The organism is Sphingomonas sp. Leaf20 (genome assembly GCF_001421535.1).
GTDB lineage: Bacteria > Pseudomonadota > Alphaproteobacteria > Sphingomonadales > Sphingomonadaceae > Sphingomonas.
Genome location: NZ_LMKN01000008.1, coordinates 240,959 through 258,522, shown reverse-complemented (window position 1 = coordinate 258,522; position 17,564 = coordinate 240,959). Strand labels below are relative to the sequence as shown.

Sequence of the window (17,564 nt, the reverse complement as noted above, 5' to 3'; positions counted from 1 at the left end):
CTTCCGATCGCAAGGTCGGCCCTTCATCCGATCGCAGATCGGACGATGCCCGGATAGCTCAGTTGGTAGAGCATGCGACTGAAAATCGCAGTGTCGGCGGTTCGACCCCGTCTCCGGGCACCATTTTTCCTGCTTTGCACGACCACATTATTGCGGGATGGCTGGCGCGCGCATCGCGTCCGCCGAAATTACTGTGCCGAACGCCGACCGCGTCAAACCGCACCCACCTATGATGTCAGCTAATCTGACTCCTGGGTGGATGATTGACATGGCGTGGTTCAAGCAGGTCGCACCGATACGGCTCAAGCTTCTGGTCGCATTCGGCGGCACGACGGTTCTCGTCGCGCTTGCCGCGCTGACGGCGCTCGTCATGGGGCTCGCGGGTCACGCGGTGATGGGTGCGATCGCGGCGCTCGCGTTCACGCTCGTCGCGGGCGGCGCCGGCTTATGGGTCCGCAAGGCCGTCTGCGATCCCTATGTCACCACCGTCGTCCGAATGGAGGCGCTCGCGGCCGGCGATCTCGACGCGCCGATCGCGTTTACCGAGTATCAGGATTGCGTCGGCCGCCTGACCAAGGCGATGTTCACCTTCCGCGAGACGTCGATGGCCTTGATGAAGACCGGCGAACAGGAGGAAATGGTCTCGATCCTGACGAGCCACCTGCGGCAGCTCGGCAACGGCGATCTGACCACGACGATCACCGCCGATTTTCCGGCGAACTATGGCTCGGTCAAGACCGACTTCAACGCCGCGGTCGAATCGATGCGCGACCTGATCGGCGCGGTGTCCGAGAGCACCACCACGATCCAGACCGGGTCGGGCGAGATCGCGCAGGCATCCGAAGACCTTGCGCGGCGCACCGAATCGAATGCGGCCTCGCTCGAGGAGACCGCGGCCTCCGTGACGCAGATGGACGGACGGCTGCGCGCCACCGCCACCGCCGCGGCGCAGACCGTCGCGCGCGCGGATCAGGCGATGACCACGGTCGGCGGCGGGCGCGCGGTCGCGGAGGAAGCGGTCCAGGCGATGGGTCGCGTTTCTGAAAGCGCAAAGGGGATCGACAGCGTCATCGAGGGGCTCGACAAGATCGCGTTCCAGACGCGCGTGCTGGCGATGAACGCCGCGGTCGAGGCAGGGCGCGCGGGGGATGCCGGTCGCGGTTTCGCGGTCGTCGCCGATCTCGTTTCGGCGCTCGCGATGCGCGCGGAGGAAGAGGCCAAGCGCGCACGGGACCAGCTGACCGTGACCCAGTCCGACATCGTCACCGCGGTCGATGCCGTGACCAAGGTCGACGGTGCGCTCGCGGACATTTCGGGCGACGTCGCGCAGGTCCACACGCTGCTCGGCACGATGGCAGCCGACAACCAGGCCCAATCGTCGGCGATCGCCGAGATTTCCGCCACGATCGGCACGATGGACCAGTCGACGCAGCAAAATGCCGCGATGGTCGAGGAGACGTCGGCGGCGGCACGCAATCTGGCGAGCGAGGTCGGCCGGCTCGCGGAGCAGGCCCAACGCTTCCGCATCGTCGACGCAGCCGCCGGGCGTGGCGCGATGTACCGCGCGGCGCCGGCGACCCGCACGCACGCGGCACCACAATCGCGCACGGTTGCCGCCCCTGCCCCCGTCCCCGCCTCCGTCCCCGCCATGGCGGGCGCAGACGATGGCTGGAATACGTTCTGACGCTCAAGGCGGTGCCGTGCTCGTACCGCGACACGCGGCCCGCGGCGCGCGTCGAAAGCTCTGTTTAACCTTGGCGTCCTATTGGACAGGCGAACAGGTGCGGACGAACGGAGACGGCGCCACGTGATCAGGCTCATTTACATCAGCACCGCGCGCACGACGCTCGACAGCGAGACGATGGCCGCGATTCTCGCGACGTCGCGGCGGAACAACCAAGCGGTCGACGTCACCGGTCTGCTGCTCGTCGGCGGCCGGCGCTTCCTGCAGGTGCTCGAAGGGCCCGAAGAGGCCGTGATGCAGACCTATGAACGGATTCGTCGCGACGACCGGCATTACGCCGCGGTGGTCCTCAGCCGTCGCGCGATCGAAATGCGCAGCTTCGCAGGCTGGGCAATGGGCTATCAACCTGCGGGCACGGTCCACGGCGACGGCGAGGTCGCCGATGACGTCGCCGCGATGATCGCGCCGATCGGCGATGCCGTCACCCAGGCCTATTTCGCCGAGTTCGCGCGCAAGCACGCCGCCGCGGCATATTGACGCCGTCCCGGCGGCACCGTCACCGAGTGACGCGCGTGACGTGCCCCATCTTGCGCCCCGGCCGCGCGGCGCCCTTGCCGTATAGATGCGGATGCGCCCCCGGCTCGGCGAGTAGCGCGGGCCAGCGATCGACGTCGTCGCCGATCAGATTCTCCATCGCGACACCGCGCCCGGTCAGCGTCGTTGCCCCGAGCGGCAACCCGCAGATCGCGCGGATGTGGTTTTCGAACTGCGAGCATTCGGCGCCCTCGATCGTCCAGTGCCCCGAATTGTGCACGCGCGGCGCCATCTCGTTGAACACGGGTCCGTCCGCGCCGACGAAGAATTCGCAGGCCAGCACACCGACATAATCGAGCTCGGCGGCGATCCGCTCGGCGAGCACGGCGGCCTCTTCGGCCTGTGCCAGCACCGCGGCGGGTGCGGGCACGGTGGACTCGCGCAGGATGGCGTCGCGGTGGACGTTGAGCGGCGGATCATAGCGCGCGACCTGCCCGTCGAGCCCGCGTGCGATCAGGATCGAGAATTCATGCTCGAACGCCACGAACGCCTCGAGCACCGCGGGGCCGCCGATCATGTCCCACGCCGCCTGCGCGCCGTCGATCGAGTCGATCCGGACCTGCCCCTTGCCGTCATAGCCGAACCGCGCGGTCTTGAGCACCGCGGGCGTGCCGACCTTCGCCAGACCCTGTTGCAGGCTCTCGAGGCTGTCGACCGCCGCCCATGCCGCGGGACGTCCGCCGACGCTCTCCACGAACCGCTTCTCGCCGATCCGCTCCTGCGCGACGCGGAGCGCGCGCGGGCTGGGATGGACGGGAACGCGCGCGGCGAGCCATTCGACGGGATCGCAGGCGATGTTCTCGAATTCGTAGGTGACGACGTCGCAGGCCTCGGCGAAATCGGCCAGCACGATGCGGTTGTGATAATCCGCGCGCGTCAGGCTCGACGCGGACTGCGCGGCGACGCTTTCGCGGTCGGGCGCCAGGACGTGCGTGCGATAGCCGAGCTGGGCTGCGGCGGTCGCGAGCATGCGGCCGAGCTGGCCGCCGCCGAGGATGCCGATCGTCGATCCGGGGGGAAGCGGCGTCATGTCAGTGTCTTTCAGGCTGGATCGGTGGCGACGCCGTCGGTCTGCGCCGCGCGCCATGCCTTGAGGCGGGTGGCGAGCGCGTCGTCGGCGGTCGCGAGGATCGCGGCGGCAAGCAACCCTGCGTTGATCGCGCCGGGCTTGCCGATCGCCAGCGTCCCGACGGGGATGCCGCCGGGCATCTGCACGATCGAAAGCAGGCTATCCATGCCCTTGAGCGCCTTCGATTCGACGGGCACGCCGAGCACGGGCAGATGCGTCATCGATGCGGCCATGCCAGGCAGATGCGCCGCGCCGCCCGCGCCCGCGATCACGACCTTCAGCCCGCGGTCCGCCGCGGTCGTGGCATAGTCGTACAGACGTTGCGGGGTGCGGTGTGCCGACACCACCCTGGTCTCGTACGCGACGCCGAGCGCAACGAGCGTCTCGGCGGCGTGGCGCATCGTCTCCCAATCGGAGGTGCTGCCCATGATGATGCCGACTAGAGCCATGTCCGTCCCCAGGTCCAAGGAGCGCCGTGCCTAGCGACGGGCGGGGGTTAGAGCAACTACCCGTCATCCTGGGCTCGACCCGGGATCCAGAGCCACGCTCGCCGACGCGTCTGGCTCTGGATCCTGACCATCGTCAGGATGACGGGGACGTCAGCGCTCGCTCAGATAATAGCGATCGGTCGCGTTGAGGTCCGAGTCCAGCTCGTACACGATCGGCTGCCCCGTCGGGATTTCGAGGCTCGTGATCTCGTCATCCGGGATGTTCGACAGATGCTTCACCAGCGCCCGCAGCGAATTGCCGTGCGCGGAGATCAGGACGCGCTGCCCGTCCTTCAGCGCGGGCGCGATCCGCGCGTCCCAGTACGGCAGCACGCGCGCGATCGTGTCCTTCAGGCTCTCGGTCTTCGGGATCGCGATGCCGTCGTAGCGACGGTCCTTCGACAGGTCGAATTGACTGCCGTCCTCGAGCACCGGGGGCGGAATGTCGAAGCTGCGGCGCCAGATGTGCACCTGTTCGTCGCCATGCTTTGCCGCGGTCTCGGCCTTGTCGAGCCCGGTCAGCCCGCCATAATGGCGCTCGTTCAGCCGCCAGTCCTTCTCGACCGGCAACCATAGCCGCCCCATCGCCTCGAGCGCGATGTTGAGCGTCTTGATCGCACGCGTCTGCAGGCTGACGAAGGTCTGGTCGAAATCGAGCCCCTTGGCGGCCATCAGCTCGCCCGCGGCCTTCGCTTCGGCCTCGCCCTTGGCGGTCATGTCGACGTCCCACCAGCCGGTGAAACGGTTCTCGAGGTTCCAGGTGGACTGGCCGTGGCGGATCAGGACTAGGGTGGGCATTCATGCTCCTGCGTGTACAAAATGGGGGAAATCGGTCTCGAAACCCTATCCGTCATCCTGACGAAAGTCAGGATCCAGGGTAACCGAGCGCTGTAGCTCTTGGCTCTGGATCCTGACTTTCGTCAGGATGACGAGAAGCGGTCAGATGTCGTCGATCATGTCGGCGAGCGTCTCCAGCATCGCATGCGCGAGCTGCTTCGACCGTTCGGGCGACCACCCATAGTCCGCGTCGGGATTGGCGTCGTGATCCTTGAACGGCATCTCGAGCGTCATCGACACCGCGCCGAACCGCTCCGCGAGCTGGTTGGTCGACATCGACAGGTTGGCGGTGCCCGGCGCGGACTTGGGATAGCCCTTCTCGGTCTGGAAATCGGGCGTGTGCGCCGCAAGCCGGCGGCCATAGTCGTAGAATTTCTCGCCATGCGCATCGGTCCAGGACGGGATCCCCTCATAGCCCGCGATGAAGTTCGCCGGGATCGCCTCGTCACCATGGATGTCCATCGCGACGTCGACGCCGGTCACGTCCATCGCATTGCGGACGCAGAGGACCTCCGGGCTCTTCTCGGCGGTCGGGTTCGCCCATTCGCGGTTGAGGTTCACGCCCGCCGCGTTGGTCCGCAAATGCCCGCGACACGTGCCATCGGGGTTCATGTTCGGCACGACATGGAACGTCGCCTTCGCCAGCAGCCCCGCCGTTACCGGGTCGGCCGAATCGGTCAGCCGCTCGAGCGCGCCTTCCATCCACCATTCGGTCATCGATTCGCCGGGATGCTGGCGGCCATAGATCCAGACCTGCTTCGGCCCCGACCCGATCGTGAAGCAGTCGATCGCCTGCCCCTCGAGCGACTGGCCGAGCTCGCTGTGCGCGACGCCCGGCAGCAATGCGGTCCGCGCGACGAGCGCCTCGTGCATCTCCATCGTGTACGGCGCGAAATAGGCGAACCAGGCCAGGTCGGTGTCGGCGGTGAACACGAATTCGAGGACGCCGTCGGCATAGCGAGTCTCGATCATCCGCCATGCCTGCCGGTCGGTGCTCGCCCGCGTCTTGTATCCCGGCCAGCCGAACGGGTACGCCGACGCGCCCGCATTGACGATGCGGTACGTCAGCGTCCGTCCTGCGGCGCCCGCCACGCGGAAATAGAACCACTGGAAAAAGTCGGACTCGCGGTCCTTGACGATCTCCAGGTCGATTCGATCGCCCTCGACCGCGACGACGCGGATATTGCCGCCATCGAAGGCGGCGTTGATCGAGAGCGGTGCGGCGGTGGGCGTTGCGGTCATGGCGTTTTCGGTCATTTCACCTGGATAGTGCGACCGGACTCGCCGGGGAACCCTGCGAACAGTGCGCGGGCGAGCTTTTCGGCCTGGATCTGGCTCGTCGCATCGGGCTTGCGCGCGTCGGCAAAGGTCTGCGCGCGCCCCTCCCAGACGGGCGACTGGTCGACCGTCCGCTTGATCGTCACCGCCATCTCGGTGACCAGGATCGCGTCGCGACCGCCACCACCGATCGGAATGCCGACCCCGCCGCCGAGCCCGACGCCGCCACCGCCACGACCGCCGCTGAAGCCGCCGCCGCCGATGCCGATGCTGAACGGCGACTGCTTGGGTGGGCCGGCCTGCGTCGTGCGCGTGAAGGCGACGGTGGCGACGAGCAGCGGCTTGGTGCCCGGCGCGGGCGGGTTGTACCCGACCTTGATCAACTGCCCCTGGACCGCGGCGGCATAGGCCTTGAACTCGAGGCTGGCGGGCGCGCCACCCGACAGCGGCTGCACCGCGATCGTGCCGCGGTCGAGCGGTTCGCCGAGGTGATAGCGCAGGACTTCGGTCGGCGGCAGCGACGGCCCCGTCGCGCACGCCGTGAGGGATGCGCCTGCCAGCGCCAGGACCAGGATCGAACGAACCGCCATCGGGACTTCCTTAGAATGTTGCGCTACGGTAACGCTCGGACCAGCCGGGTGGGTTCCCGGTCGGGAAGAGCGCGTCCGTTGCTTGACTTGAAGACACCCCGCCATTAGGCGATCCCGTCTTTCCGCACACCTAGATTTGAAAAGAAGCGAATCGATCATGAAGATCCGCAATTCCCTGAAGTCGCTCAAGGATCGTCACCGCGATAACCGCGTGATCCGTCGTCGTGGCCGTACCTACGTCATCAACAAGACCAACCGTCGCTTCAAGGCACGCCAAGGTTAATCCCGGGCTTGCCTGAAGGGAACAAGACCGCCGTCATTTTCGACGTCGGTCGTGTCCTTTACGACTGGGATCCCAGGATCCTGTACGAGCGCCTGATCGACGACGATCGGGCGCTCGACGCGTTCCTGCGCGACGTCGTGACGATCGACTGGCATTTCCAGCATGACGCTGGCCGCGACTTCGCCGACACCTCGGCGGAGCTTGCCGCGTTGCATCCGCAGCATGCCGCGCTGATTGCCGCGTGGGGCCCGCGGTTCAACGAGAGTATCGGACCCGCGATCGCGGGAATGCACGATATCGTCCGCGATCTCGATGCGGCGGACGTGCCGCTCTATGCGATCACGAACTTCAGCCACGAATTCTGGCCGCCTTTTCGCGCGCAGGAATCACATCTGTTCGACCGGTTTCGCGACATCGTCGTGTCGGGCGCCGAAAAGATCGTGAAGCCCGACGCCGCGATCTATCGGCTCGCGCTGGATCGATTCGGCCTGCGCGCCGACGAAGCGGTGTTCGTCGACGACAACGCGGCAAACGTGGCCGCCGCGCAGGCGCTCGGGATCGAATCGATTCTGTTTACAGATGCCGGGGATTTCCGGGCTCGTCTCGTCACGCTGGGTTTCCCGATCGCCGCGTAGCAGCTTACCGATCGAGCGATGCCAGCTGCCCGGCATTTGCCTTTGCGGTTTCCGCGTCGACGAGCGGCTCGTCCGGGATTGCCCCGCCTTCGAAATCATCGGTGACGATGACCGTCGTACCCAGCGCGGTCACGCCGAACAGCCGCTTTGCAAAACCGGCGGGTACGCGGATGCAGCCATGCGAATCGGGGAATCCGGGATTGCGGCCCGCATGGATGGCGATCCCGTCCCAGGTCAGCCGCTGCATGAACGGCATCGGCGCATCGTTATAAAGGTTCGACCGGTGCGCCTCGTTCTTCTGCAGGATCGGATAGGTGCCGACTGGCGTGCCCTTTGCCCCCTTGCCCGAGGAGATCGTCGTCGCGGCGATCATCGTCGACCCGCGATAGACGAACGCCCGCTGCGTCGACAGGCTGACGACGATGCTGACGGCTTCGCCGGTGCCGCTGTCCTGCCAGACGAACTGGTTCGCGGTCAGCTCATAGGCCGCCTGCTCGATCGGCAAGGCGATCGTCGCCAGTCCCGACGGCGCGGCCTGCGCAGGACAGATCGCAAGCACGCAGGACATCGCCAGAATCGCCATCGACCGGGGGGCAGCGCGCATCGTCCTCGTCCTTCTCGTCGCCAGAATCCATGCCCCTTATCGGTCCAAACGCGTTCACCGGCGGATCGTGCCATCACCGTTGCGCGCACGACGAACCGCCTCCGCGACGGGGCGGGCGGAAGGAACATACCAACAACTGATGGAAATGGTTGAGGAATGTTCATGCTTTTTAGGCTATAGAGGACCTAACGGGATTGGGGTCTTTCGGGAATTTCGATGCACGCTGAACATGATGCCATGCGCGATCGTCGCGCACTTCTGAAGAATGGCCTGGTACTGGCCGGAGCACTTGCGATACCCAGCGCGGTATCTGCGACACAACGCCTTACCGCACGCGATCTGAAGCCGATGACTCAGCCGCCATTGCCGCGCGCACCGGCGATGCCGATCACGTCTTCGCGCGTCGTTCGTCCGGAACTGCTGCGCCAGGCGATGGCAGCGCTGGGCCGTAACGGCAGCCGCATTGCGAACCATGACCGGATCGCGATCGCCGACTTCACCGCGTCGTCGTCGCAGCCGCGCTTCCATTTCGTCGACCTCGCCAGCGGTCGCAGCACCTCGCTGCTCGTTTCGCACGGCAGCGGCTCGGACCCCGCGCATACCGGGTATCTCGAGCGGTTCTCGAACGCGTTCGGGTCGAACGCCTCGTCCGAGGGCGCGTTCGTGACGGACGATTATTATGTCGGCAAGCATGGTCGCTCGCAGCGGCTGATCGGTCTCGATCACACCAACAACAACGCACTCGGCCGCGCGATCGTGGTGCATTCGGCGTGGTACGCGAACAAGGACATGATCGCCTCGCACGGCATGCTCGGACGCAGCCAGGGGTGCTTCGCGGTCGGCGAGAACGACCTCGATCAGGTCTTCGCACGCCTCGGCCAGGGCCGGATGATCTTCGCCGCCAAGGTCTGACGGTCGCTGCGGGAGCCTAGCGCGGCTGGACGTTGATCCCCGCGCGACGAACGCGCCCGATCATCCCCGACCACAGGAGCGCGCCCGCGCTGCGATACCCCCGGCCGAGACGGCGGGGCCTCACCCACAGAACATCGGTCACCGACAGCGTGCCACTGCGCAACCCCGCCCGTCCGATATCGCGCCACCGGCGCGCGGTATCATGCCGGATGAGACGTCGGTCGGCGGCGTCACAGGTCCTGGTCGCGAAGAAGTCCGACTCGATCGCCTGTAGCGCCCGTCCCAGCATGGCCAGCGTGCCGCGATCCGGCACCGCGCGTCGCGCGGCGACATGCCGGACGAGCAACCGGGCAACCACCTCCGCGTGCGGACCGAAAAGCGCCTCGTGCCGCGCCGCCAGCACCGCGACCGCACTGTCGTCCATCCGGTCCGCAAACTGCTTCGATATGCCCCCCGGATGCACGCGGTACAGCGTCAGCACGTCATCGAGCCGCGCGAGCGAGCCGAGACGCCGGATCCGCTGATAGAGATCGAAGTCCTCCGCATAGACCCGCTCGGGCCGCATGAACGGCGCCAGCCGGCGGGCGGCCTCGGTGCGCAGCATCACCGACGACCAGACCAACGGGTTCTCGATTCCGGTCAGCCAGTCGATCAGCATCGGCGAAGTCGCAGGCGCATGTCCCGACGCCAGGACCGCGCCATCGTCCAGAAACGCCGCGCCCGTGCCGAGCAGCACCGTCGCAGGGTGCGCGTCGAGATAGGCGACCTGTCGGGCAAACCGTTCGGGACGGCAGAGATCGTCGTGATCGAGCGCAGCGATGTACCGGCCCCGCGCCTCCGCCACGGCGCGGTTGCGCGCAAGGACCGGTCCACCGTTCTGCGGCATCGTCACCAGCCTGACGCGCGGGTCCGGCCACGCCTCGACCATCGCGCGCGTCCCGTCGGTCGATCCGTCATCGACGACGATCACCTCGAAGTCGCCAAATGTCTGTGCGGCCAGGCTGTCCAGCGTGTCCGCCAGCAACGCGACGCCGTTGTAGACGGGCATCACGACGCTGATCGCCGGATCAGGCCATGCGCGCGATCGATCGGTCATGCGTGCCGCATGCCGCATCGAGGTTTAACGGGAGCTTACTGCCGCATACGCGATATCACCGTCGAACCGCCCGCCCGCGGCGCCGCCGGATCGCGGCGCCCCGGAACCTCGTATCGCTGCCCCGGCGTCAGCCCCGGGCGATCCACGCATCGCCCATCGTCCGCAGCACGTCGAGCGGCACGCGCCCCTGTGCGAGCATCGCCGCGTGATACGCCTTGAGATCGAAGGCCGACCCCATCTTCGCCTTGGCGCGCTCGCGGATGTCGACGAATACCGAATGCCCGAGCTTGTAGCTCGCCGCCTGGCCCGGGTTCACGCAATAGCGTTCGACCTCGCGTGTCGCGAATCCCTCGGCCTCGCCCTCGGCGTCGATGAAATGGCGAATCGCCTTTTCCCGGCTCCAGCGCAGGTGATGGATTCCCGTATCGACGACACAGCGATTGGCGCGGAACAGCTGGAATTTGAGATAGCCCAGCCGCCCGAGCGGATCGTCGTCATACAATCCGATCTCGTCCGCGAGCTGCTCGGCATAAAGCGCCCAGCCTTCGCCATAGCCCGAAAAGCTCGTCATCTTGCGGATCAACGGCAGCCGGGTGTTCGACAGCGCAAGCCCGCTCTCCATCTGATGCCCCGGCAACCCCTCATGAAAGACCGTCGTCGCGAGGCAGAATTTGGGCCAGTCGGCGCTGTCCTTCAGGTTGAAATAGACCAGCCCCGGCCGTGAACCGTCGATCGCCGGCGGCTGCGCGAACGCCGCGGCGGCGCCGGCTTCGGTCTGGAGCGGCACCCGCCGCACTTCGAACCCATAAGGCGGCATCCGCTCGAACACGCTCGGCAGCTTCGCGCGGATCGCCGCCAGCCGGTCGTTGCAATAGGCGATCGCGTCGCGCTTGCCCGCATCGGTGTTGGGATAGAGCTGGTCCGGGTTCTTGTAGAGCGCCGCCATCCGTGCGCCGATGCTGCCCTTGCTATACCCCTGTTTGCGCAACAGCGTATCGAGCTGTGCCGACAACGCCTTCGCCTGGTCGAGCCCGAACCTGTGCACCTCGTCGGGTGACAGATTGGTCGTCGTCGTCGCGTGCAGCGCGGCCGGATAGAAGGCGGCCCCCTCCTTCAGCTTCCACACGCCGGCATCATGCGTCGCCGTCCGACGCAGGTCGCGCGCAACCGCGATCTGCCGGTCGAGCGCAGGCAGCACCGCCGCGTCATAGATCCGCGCGGCATCGCGACCATAGCTCCCGCCCAGCCCCTTCGCCGCCGCGCGCCGGGCGAGACTCTGGACGACCAGCGCCTCGCTCGCGGGCTGGCGTGTCTTGGTCATCTGGTCGAGCGCGAGGTCGAGGATGAAGTCGGGGGCGACCACGCCGACGCCCGCGTCATGCCGCATCCGCGCGGTGTTCGCATCGATCTGGCCGGCAAACGCCTGGAGCCGCTGCAGATAGGCGTCGGCGTCGCCCTTGCTCTCGATCCGGTGCTTGGTGTCGAGGAAATCGGGCACCGACTGATACGCACCAGACAGCTGCGACACGACATAGGGGCTGGGGCCATAGGACGTGCCGCCGAAATCGAACGCCTGCACCGCCGCCGCCGAGCGCCGCGTATAGACGACGCAGTCGAGATCGATGCGCTCCGCCGGCGACAGCCCCGCGCGGTCGATCGCCGCGAGTTGCGCGAGCTCGGCCCTGGTCTGCGCCTTCGCCGCGGCGATCCCCGCCGCCGACTGGTCCGACAGCTTCGCGCGCAGATCGGCATTGGCGCCGGTATCGAGCCCGAGCGAGGTCGCGCCCTCCGGATTGCGCCGCAATTGCGCCTGGACGAGCTGGTCGAACAGCCGCGACAGCGGCGTCGCGGGCGTTTCGGCCGCGTGCGCGAACGCGGGCAACAGCGACGCCGCGCCGCCCAGCATCGTGCCGGCGAGCACCGCGCGGCGGTGGATCTTCAACATCGTCATCCCATTCCCCCGAAATGCAAACGGCCCGCCTTCCACCGGGAAGACGGGCCGTTCTTCGTCACGTCATGATGCCAGCGGCGATCAAGCGGTGCGCGTTCCCGACAGCGGGAAGCTGCCAAATGCGCCCGCGCCGACGGTGCCGGTCATCGTGTCGCCATCGACGGTCGCCTTGCAGTCGAGCGTCATCGGCATCGGCACGGTCATCGTCTGCTTCCAGCTCAGCGTGTCGCCATCGACCTCGCCGGTCACGTCCATGCCGCCCATCGCACCCGACACCGCGCCCGAAAAGCTGGTGTCCGCGCTGTTCACGGTCAACGTCATCTTCTGATCGCCCAGCGGCGACTTCACGACGCAATCCCAGCTGCCATCGACATTTGCCATGCTATTCTCTCCTTCGATTACTTGGCCTTGGCCGCAAGCGGCGTCACCGGAACCACCGGCAGCCCCGCGACCGAAGCCGCGCTCACGACCTCGACCGGCAACCCCAGGCTGTCAAGCTGCGGCTTGACCGTCTTGGCATCGCCGACGACCACCCAGGTGAATTTCTTCACGTCGATCACCCCCGCAATCGCGGTGTTCAGCTGCGGCAGCGTCAGCGCGCCGTAGCGTCGCGTGATCGTCGCGTAATAATCGTCGGGACGCTTGAACAAATCATTCTGCTGCATCGCGCCGAGCACCGCGCCCGACGTCTCGAAGCTGCCGGGCAGCGCGCGAATCCCGCCGTCGATCGCCAGCCCGAACTCGGTCTGCGTCATCGGCTTGGTCGTCACGAACTGCGTCACGTCCTGTTGCAGCGCGGTGATCGACGGGCCGGTCTTGTCCGCCTGCACCCCCGCGGTGATGCCGTAGGGCGCATCGAACGCACCCGTCTGGAACCGCCCGCCCGCGCCGTAGGACCAGTGCTTCTCCTCGCGCAGGTCCATGTTGATCCGGCTCAGGAAACTGCCGCCCAACGCATCGTTCGCGGTGTTGAACACCAGCATGTCGTCGCTGCCCTTCAACCCGGTCCGCTGGCCCGCGAGGATCAGCGACTGCGGGCTATCGGGCCGGTCGACCAGCACGATCTTCGGCGTCACCGGGGTGCGCGTCGTCGGGAAGCTCTTGACCCCCGCCGGCCCCTGCGCCTTCCAGTCGCCAAAGCCGCGGTCGAGCACCGCCCGGACCTCGGCGAGCGGCCGGTCGCTGACGACGAAGATCTTCGCCTTGTCGGGGCGGAGCCACGCCTGCTGAAACGCGACCAGATCCGCGCGAGTCAGCGCGGCGACCGCCTTCGGATCACCGCCACCCATCGCCTTGCCGTAGGGGGTGTCGCCGTTGATCAGCTTGCCGATCACGCGGTTGCCAAGCCCCTGCGGGCTGGTCAGCTCCTGCTGGATGCCGGCCAGCTGCTGGTTGCGGACGCGGCCGACCTCTTCCTCGGCAAAGGCCGGGTTGCGCGCGATATCGGCAAACAGCACGACCGCGGGCGTCAGATTGGCGCTCGGCACGCTCATCGACAGCGTCGTCAGGTCGAGCGAGGTGCTCGTCCCGATCCACGCACCCAGCCGCTCGCGCGCCTCGGCGAGCGCGATCCCGTCGAGCGTCCGCGTCCCCTCGTCCATCACGCTCAGCGTCAGCTGCTGCGTCCCCAGCTTGTCCGCGACATCGGCGGCATAGCCCGCGTCGAAGCTCAGCACCGCCTGAGTCATCGGCACCGCGCCGCGACGCGCATAGACAAGCTCGATCCCGTTCGACAGCCGCGCACGCTCGACCGCGGGGAAGGTAAGCCCGGTCAGTGTGCCGACCGCGGGGATACCGCCGGCGCGCGTGCCCTTGACCGGCGTCTCGGCCGCGGGCTTCACCGCGACCGCGGGCGGCACGACCGCCTCCTCATATTTGTCGCGCTCGCCGTCGACGACGGTCAGTGTGTAGGCGGGGCGCGTCAGCCAGCGCGTCGCCGCGGCCTTGACGCTGGCGGGCGTCTGCGCCGCGATCGCCGCGAGCTCTGTCTTGTAGTGGCCCGGGTCGTTCGCATAAAGCGCGCCGCCCGCCAGCGCGACCGCCTTGCCGCCGAACCCGCCGACCGATTCATAGCCGCGGATCCGGCCCGCGACCGCCTGCGTCTGGACGCGCTGGATCTCGTCCGCGGTCGGTCCGGTCTTCAGGAAATCGGCGAGAATCTCGTCGAGCCGCTTCGACACGACTGCGGGGTCGACGCCCGGCCGCACGATCGCGCGGATCGTGAACATGCCGATCTGCGCCATGTCGCTATAGCCCGCGGACACGTTGACCGCGAGCTTCTCCTTGCGGACCAGCGCGTTGTCGAGCCGCGACGAGGCGAGCCCACCCAGCACCGTACCGCCGACATAAAGCGGTGCGGCATCGGCATCGAGCATCCCCGGCACCGCCCAGTTCTTGCTGATCATCACCGCCGCGACGCGGTCCTTCATCACCTCGTTCACCGGCGCGGCGAGCGTTGGCACGGTGACGGTCGGCAGGACCGACTTGGGGCCCGCCTTGATATCGCCGAAATATTTCTCGACCAGCGGCTTCGCGGTCGCGGCATCGACGTCGCCCGCGAGCACCAGCACCGCGTTGTTGGGGCCGTAATGCGAGCGGAACCAGTCCTTCACATCGGCGAGGCTGGCGCGATCGAGATCCGCCATCGACCCGATCGGGGTGTGGCCATAGGGCGTGTCCGCGGGGAACAGCCCGCCGAACAGCTTGTACTGGACGAGGCCGTAGGGCTGGTTGTCGCCTTGGCGCTTCTCGTTCTGGACGACGCCGCGCTGCTCGTCGAGCACGCCTTGCGTGATCGCGCCGGTCAGATGCCCCATCCGGTCGCTTTCGAGGAACAGCGCACGCTCGAGCGCGGCGGCAGGCACCGTCTCGAAATAATTGGTCCGGTCGAACGAGGTCGTGCCGTTGAAATCGGTCGCGCCGACCTGTTTCAGCGGCGCGAAGAAATCGCCCGGCGCATTCTCGCTGCCGTTGAACATCAGATGCTCGAACAGATGCGCAAAGCCGGTGCGCCCCTTGGGCTCGTGCTTCGACCCGACATCGTACCAGACCGACACTGCGACGACCGGCGCCTTGCGGTCGGTATGCACGATCACGCGGAGCCCGTTCGTCAGCGTGAACTGCTGGTACGGGATGTCGACCGCCTGAACGAGCGTCGCGACCGGCGCAGGCCTCGCGCCCTGCCCGGTCGGCGCCACGGCGGTCTGCGCGTGTCCCGGCGCGATCAGCGCGGCGGTGGCGACCCCCGCAAGAGCGAAGAGCTTGAACGACATCACTAATTCCCCCGGGGTACGATCACTGTCCTATGAAGCTATAACACTGAGTCGCACGCCGCAAGGCGACGTGATTCATGTTGCGCCCAAAATGGATCGAGCACGCGGGAGCACGCGTCCGGCGTGATGCTAGCGGAGCAACCCCGCGGCGCGCAGTGCGCCGTCGATCATGTCGCCAATCTGCGACCCGCCGCTCCGAGAGGCCAACGGCGACCTGACGGGACTACCCGCACGCGCTGACGCCGTTGCCGGCGCAGGCCGCGCGTCGGTCGGGCGGGCCGCGGGCTGGCCGGCAATGCCGAAAAACGCGGCGTTATGCCGTGTCGCGGAAATTCCGGCCTCGAGCATATGCGGACCGGCCTCGCCCAACCCGTCCGCACCTGTCGTGGCGAGCGGGGTGCCGTGCCCGAGCCCGCGGATCCGGTATTCCTCGACGACCACCTGCCCCTGCGCATCGCGCCACCGGCGGTGGAGATGGTCCGCCGTCTGTTCGACCTCGTCGGGCGCCTGCGCGACGCCGTGCACGCCGCGCCATTGTGCGACGGCGGCATCTGCGTTCGCCGCGACCACCGTGCCGTCGCCGTCTCCGTGCCAGACCGATATCCGGGGTATGCGCATCGTTGCGGGTGACGCGCCATCGACCAGCGCGGCGAGGGCCGCCGAATCCGGCAGGCCGCGCCCTCGCATCCGGTCGAGCGCCTGCGACATCGACGTCGCCGTTCCATAGGGCAGCCCGGCGATGATCGCCCCCGCCGCGAATAGCTCGGGATAGGTCGCGAGCATCACCGACGCCATCGCCCCGCCCGCGGACAGGCCGGTGACATAGATGCGATCGGGATCGATCGGGCAGTCGCGGACCATCGTCGTGATCATCGACCGGATCGACTGCGCCTCGCCACCGCCGCGCCGAATGTCCTCGGCGGCGAACCAGTTGAAGCACAGATTGCCGTTATTGCCCCGTTGCTGCTCGGGATACAGCACCGCGAAGCCCTGCTCTTCGGCAAGCTCCGACCACCCCGACCCGCGATCATAGCCTGCCGCGGTCTGCGTGCAGCCATGCAACACCACGACGAGCGGCATACGCGTCCCCGCCGCAGCCTCGGGGACGAAGGACAGCGCCCGCAACGCGCCGGGGTTCGCACCGAAATCCTCGAGCGCCTGGAGGCGGCCGCTATCGGCTGCCGTCTGGTCGGCATAGCCCATGCTCGCGGCGCCCATGGTCGCAGCACGCTGCGCCTGCGCGAGGCGCGCCAATGTGTCCGAAAGCCCAGCCATCGCAATTCCCGTCATGTGGCCACGCACCGAACGCCGATCAGGCGTTCGAATGGTGCACTGCAACATATCTTGGGCCGGGCCCTGCCATGCACAAGGGGAAATCGCGCAACCCCCTTGCTCGAACGTCAGCTGTTCGCCCGCGCAAAGGCCGCCGCATCGGCGACCTGCGCCGCGCTCGGCGTCACGCCGGTATAAAGGATAAACTGCTCCAGCGCCTGGATAATCGCCACCTCGGTCCCCGTGATGCACCGCTTTCCGGCCGCCGCAGCTTTGCGCAGCAGCGGCGTTTCGGGCGGATACTGGACCACGTCGAACGCGATCTCGCTCGCCGCGATCATTGCCGCGGGAAAGGCCATGGCCGCCTCGTCCGCGCCGGTCATGCCCATCGGCGTGACGTTGATCAGCATCGCGGGCTCCATGCCGTCGTCAAGGTCCGCGGACCAGGCAAAACCATACAGATCGGCCAGTCCCCGTCCCGCTGCGGCGTTCCGCGCGACGATCGTCCCGTGCACGAAGCCCGCATCGCGCAGCGCCGCGGCCACCGCCTTTGCCATGCCACCCGACCCGCGCAGCACGAACCGCGTCGCCGGATCGATGTCCGCGATCAGCGCAGCGACCGCGGCATAGTCAGTATTGTGCCCCGTCAGCACGCCGTCGTCGTTGACGATCGTGTTGACGCTGTCGATCGCGGATGCCGAGGGTGCCAGTCCGTCGAGCATCGCGATCACCGCCTCCTTGAACGGCATCGATATCGCACAGCCCCGGATGTTGAGCGCGCGGATCCCGCCGACCGCCCCCGCAAGGTCGCGCGTCGAGAACGCCTTGTAGACATAGTCGAGCCCGGTCAGCGCATAGAGCCGGTTGTGAAACCGCGACCCGAAATTGCCGGGCCGCGCCGACAAGGACATGCACAGGCGGGTATCGCGCCCGATCAGCGGCTGAGCGGGCATCGGCGTCGAGGTCTGATCGATCATCAGCAAAGACTAGGGCGGCGAC

The 17,564-nt window shown here is 67.3% G+C and carries 17 protein-coding genes and 1 tRNA gene; 6 read left to right on the top strand and 12 right to left on the bottom strand.

Annotated features, from left to right (window positions below; all coding sequences use genetic code 11):
• Window positions 1-47 precede the first annotated feature (47 nt).
• The 3 genes from ASE72_RS09505 (at window position 48) to ASE72_RS09495 (ending at window position 2,221) form a co-directional block, all read left to right on the top strand.
• A tRNA-Phe gene (locus tag ASE72_RS09505) sits at window positions 48-123 on the top strand.
• Between the two features lie 145 nt (window positions 124-268).
• Window positions 269-1,684, top strand: a complete 1,416-nt coding sequence (locus ASE72_RS09500; protein ID WP_056020096.1) for a methyl-accepting chemotaxis protein — start codon at window positions 269-271, stop codon at window positions 1,682-1,684.
• A gap of 123 nt (window positions 1,685-1,807) precedes the next feature.
• Window positions 1,808-2,221: a BLUF domain-containing protein gene (locus ASE72_RS09495; RefSeq protein WP_056020093.1), complete on the top strand. Its 414-nt coding sequence runs from the start codon at window positions 1,808-1,810 to the stop codon at window positions 2,219-2,221.
• Window positions 2,222-2,240: 19 nt separating this feature from the next.
• Here the strand turns inward: ASE72_RS09495 and ASE72_RS09490 are convergent, their stop codons facing one another.
• The 5 genes from ASE72_RS09490 to ASE72_RS09470 form a co-directional block, all read right to left on the bottom strand.
• Window positions 2,241-3,308, bottom strand: coding sequence for a 5-(carboxyamino)imidazole ribonucleotide synthase (locus tag ASE72_RS09490; protein WP_056020090.1), 1,068 nt, complete (start codon window positions 3,306-3,308; stop codon window positions 2,241-2,243).
• Between the two features lie 11 nt (window positions 3,309-3,319).
• The gene (purE, locus tag ASE72_RS09485) at window positions 3,320-3,796 is read right to left on the bottom strand and encodes a 5-(carboxyamino)imidazole ribonucleotide mutase (protein ID WP_082445924.1); all 477 of its coding nucleotides are present in this window, start codon (window positions 3,794-3,796) and stop codon (window positions 3,320-3,322) included.
• A 150-nt stretch (window positions 3,797-3,946) separates the two neighbouring features.
• On the bottom strand, window positions 3,947-4,633 hold the full coding sequence (gene gpmA, locus ASE72_RS09480; protein ID WP_056020084.1) for a 2,3-diphosphoglycerate-dependent phosphoglycerate mutase: 687 nt from the start codon (window positions 4,631-4,633) through the stop codon (window positions 3,947-3,949).
• A 141-nt stretch (window positions 4,634-4,774) separates the two neighbouring features.
• A complete protein-coding gene (locus ASE72_RS09475) occupies window positions 4,775-5,914 on the bottom strand; it encodes a M14 family metallopeptidase (protein WP_056022071.1) in 1,140 nt (379 codons plus the stop codon).
• Between the two features lie 11 nt (window positions 5,915-5,925).
• On the bottom strand, window positions 5,926-6,540 hold the full coding sequence (locus tag ASE72_RS09470) for a hypothetical protein (protein ID WP_056020081.1): 615 nt from the start codon (window positions 6,538-6,540) through the stop codon (window positions 5,926-5,928).
• 157 nt (window positions 6,541-6,697) lie between these two features.
• On the opposite strand from ASE72_RS09470, the gene ykgO reads away from it, so the two are divergent.
• Both ykgO and ASE72_RS09460 read left to right on the top strand, forming a co-directional pair.
• Entirely contained in the window at window positions 6,698-6,823 is a 126-nt protein-coding gene (gene ykgO, locus ASE72_RS09465) for a type B 50S ribosomal protein L36 (RefSeq protein ID WP_003046794.1), read from the top strand.
• A gap of 8 nt (window positions 6,824-6,831) precedes the next feature.
• On the top strand, window positions 6,832-7,458 hold the full coding sequence (locus tag ASE72_RS09460) for an HAD-IA family hydrolase (RefSeq protein ID WP_200916225.1): 627 nt from the start codon (window positions 6,832-6,834) through the stop codon (window positions 7,456-7,458).
• Between the two features lie 4 nt (window positions 7,459-7,462).
• Here the strand turns inward: ASE72_RS09460 and ASE72_RS09455 are convergent, their stop codons facing one another.
• Entirely contained in the window at window positions 7,463-8,062 is a 600-nt protein-coding gene (locus tag ASE72_RS09455; protein WP_056020075.1) for a L,D-transpeptidase family protein, read from the bottom strand.
• Window positions 8,063-8,278: 216 nt separating this feature from the next.
• Here ASE72_RS09455 and ASE72_RS09450 point away from each other — a divergent pair, with 216 nt between their 5' ends.
• Complete coding sequence (locus tag ASE72_RS09450) at window positions 8,279-8,974, top strand: murein L,D-transpeptidase catalytic domain family protein (protein WP_082445923.1); 696 nt, start codon at window positions 8,279-8,281, stop codon at window positions 8,972-8,974.
• Between the two features lie 16 nt (window positions 8,975-8,990).
• Here ASE72_RS09450 and ASE72_RS09445 read toward each other — a convergent pair whose 3' ends face one another.
• The 6 genes from ASE72_RS09445 to ASE72_RS09420 form a co-directional block, all read right to left on the bottom strand.
• Window positions 8,991-10,070 (bottom strand): glycosyltransferase family 2 protein, encoded by a 1,080-nt coding sequence (locus ASE72_RS09445; protein WP_056022065.1) that lies wholly within the window; start codon window positions 10,068-10,070, stop codon window positions 8,991-8,993.
• Between the two features lie 127 nt (window positions 10,071-10,197).
• Window positions 10,198-12,021 carry a DUF885 domain-containing protein gene (locus ASE72_RS09440; protein WP_235532307.1) on the bottom strand — a complete coding sequence of 608 codons (1,824 nt, stop codon included), beginning with the start codon at window positions 12,019-12,021 and terminating at the stop codon, window positions 10,198-10,200.
• An 81-nt stretch (window positions 12,022-12,102) separates the two neighbouring features.
• Window positions 12,103-12,402: a hypothetical protein gene (locus ASE72_RS09435; protein WP_056020072.1), complete on the bottom strand. Its 300-nt coding sequence runs from the start codon at window positions 12,400-12,402 to the stop codon at window positions 12,103-12,105.
• Window positions 12,403-12,419: 17 nt separating this feature from the next.
• The gene (locus ASE72_RS09430) at window positions 12,420-15,293 is read right to left on the bottom strand and encodes a M16 family metallopeptidase (protein WP_156350338.1); all 2,874 of its coding nucleotides are present in this window, start codon (window positions 15,291-15,293) and stop codon (window positions 12,420-12,422) included.
• Window positions 15,294-15,422: 129 nt separating this feature from the next.
• The gene (locus ASE72_RS09425; RefSeq protein ID WP_056020065.1) at window positions 15,423-16,568 is read right to left on the bottom strand and encodes an extracellular catalytic domain type 1 short-chain-length polyhydroxyalkanoate depolymerase; all 1,146 of its coding nucleotides are present in this window, start codon (window positions 16,566-16,568) and stop codon (window positions 15,423-15,425) included.
• Window positions 16,569-16,693: 125 nt separating this feature from the next.
• Window positions 16,694-17,518, bottom strand: coding sequence for a shikimate 5-dehydrogenase (locus tag ASE72_RS09420; RefSeq protein WP_056022059.1), 825 nt, complete (start codon window positions 17,516-17,518; stop codon window positions 16,694-16,696).
• Window positions 17,519-17,564 lie beyond the last annotated feature (46 nt).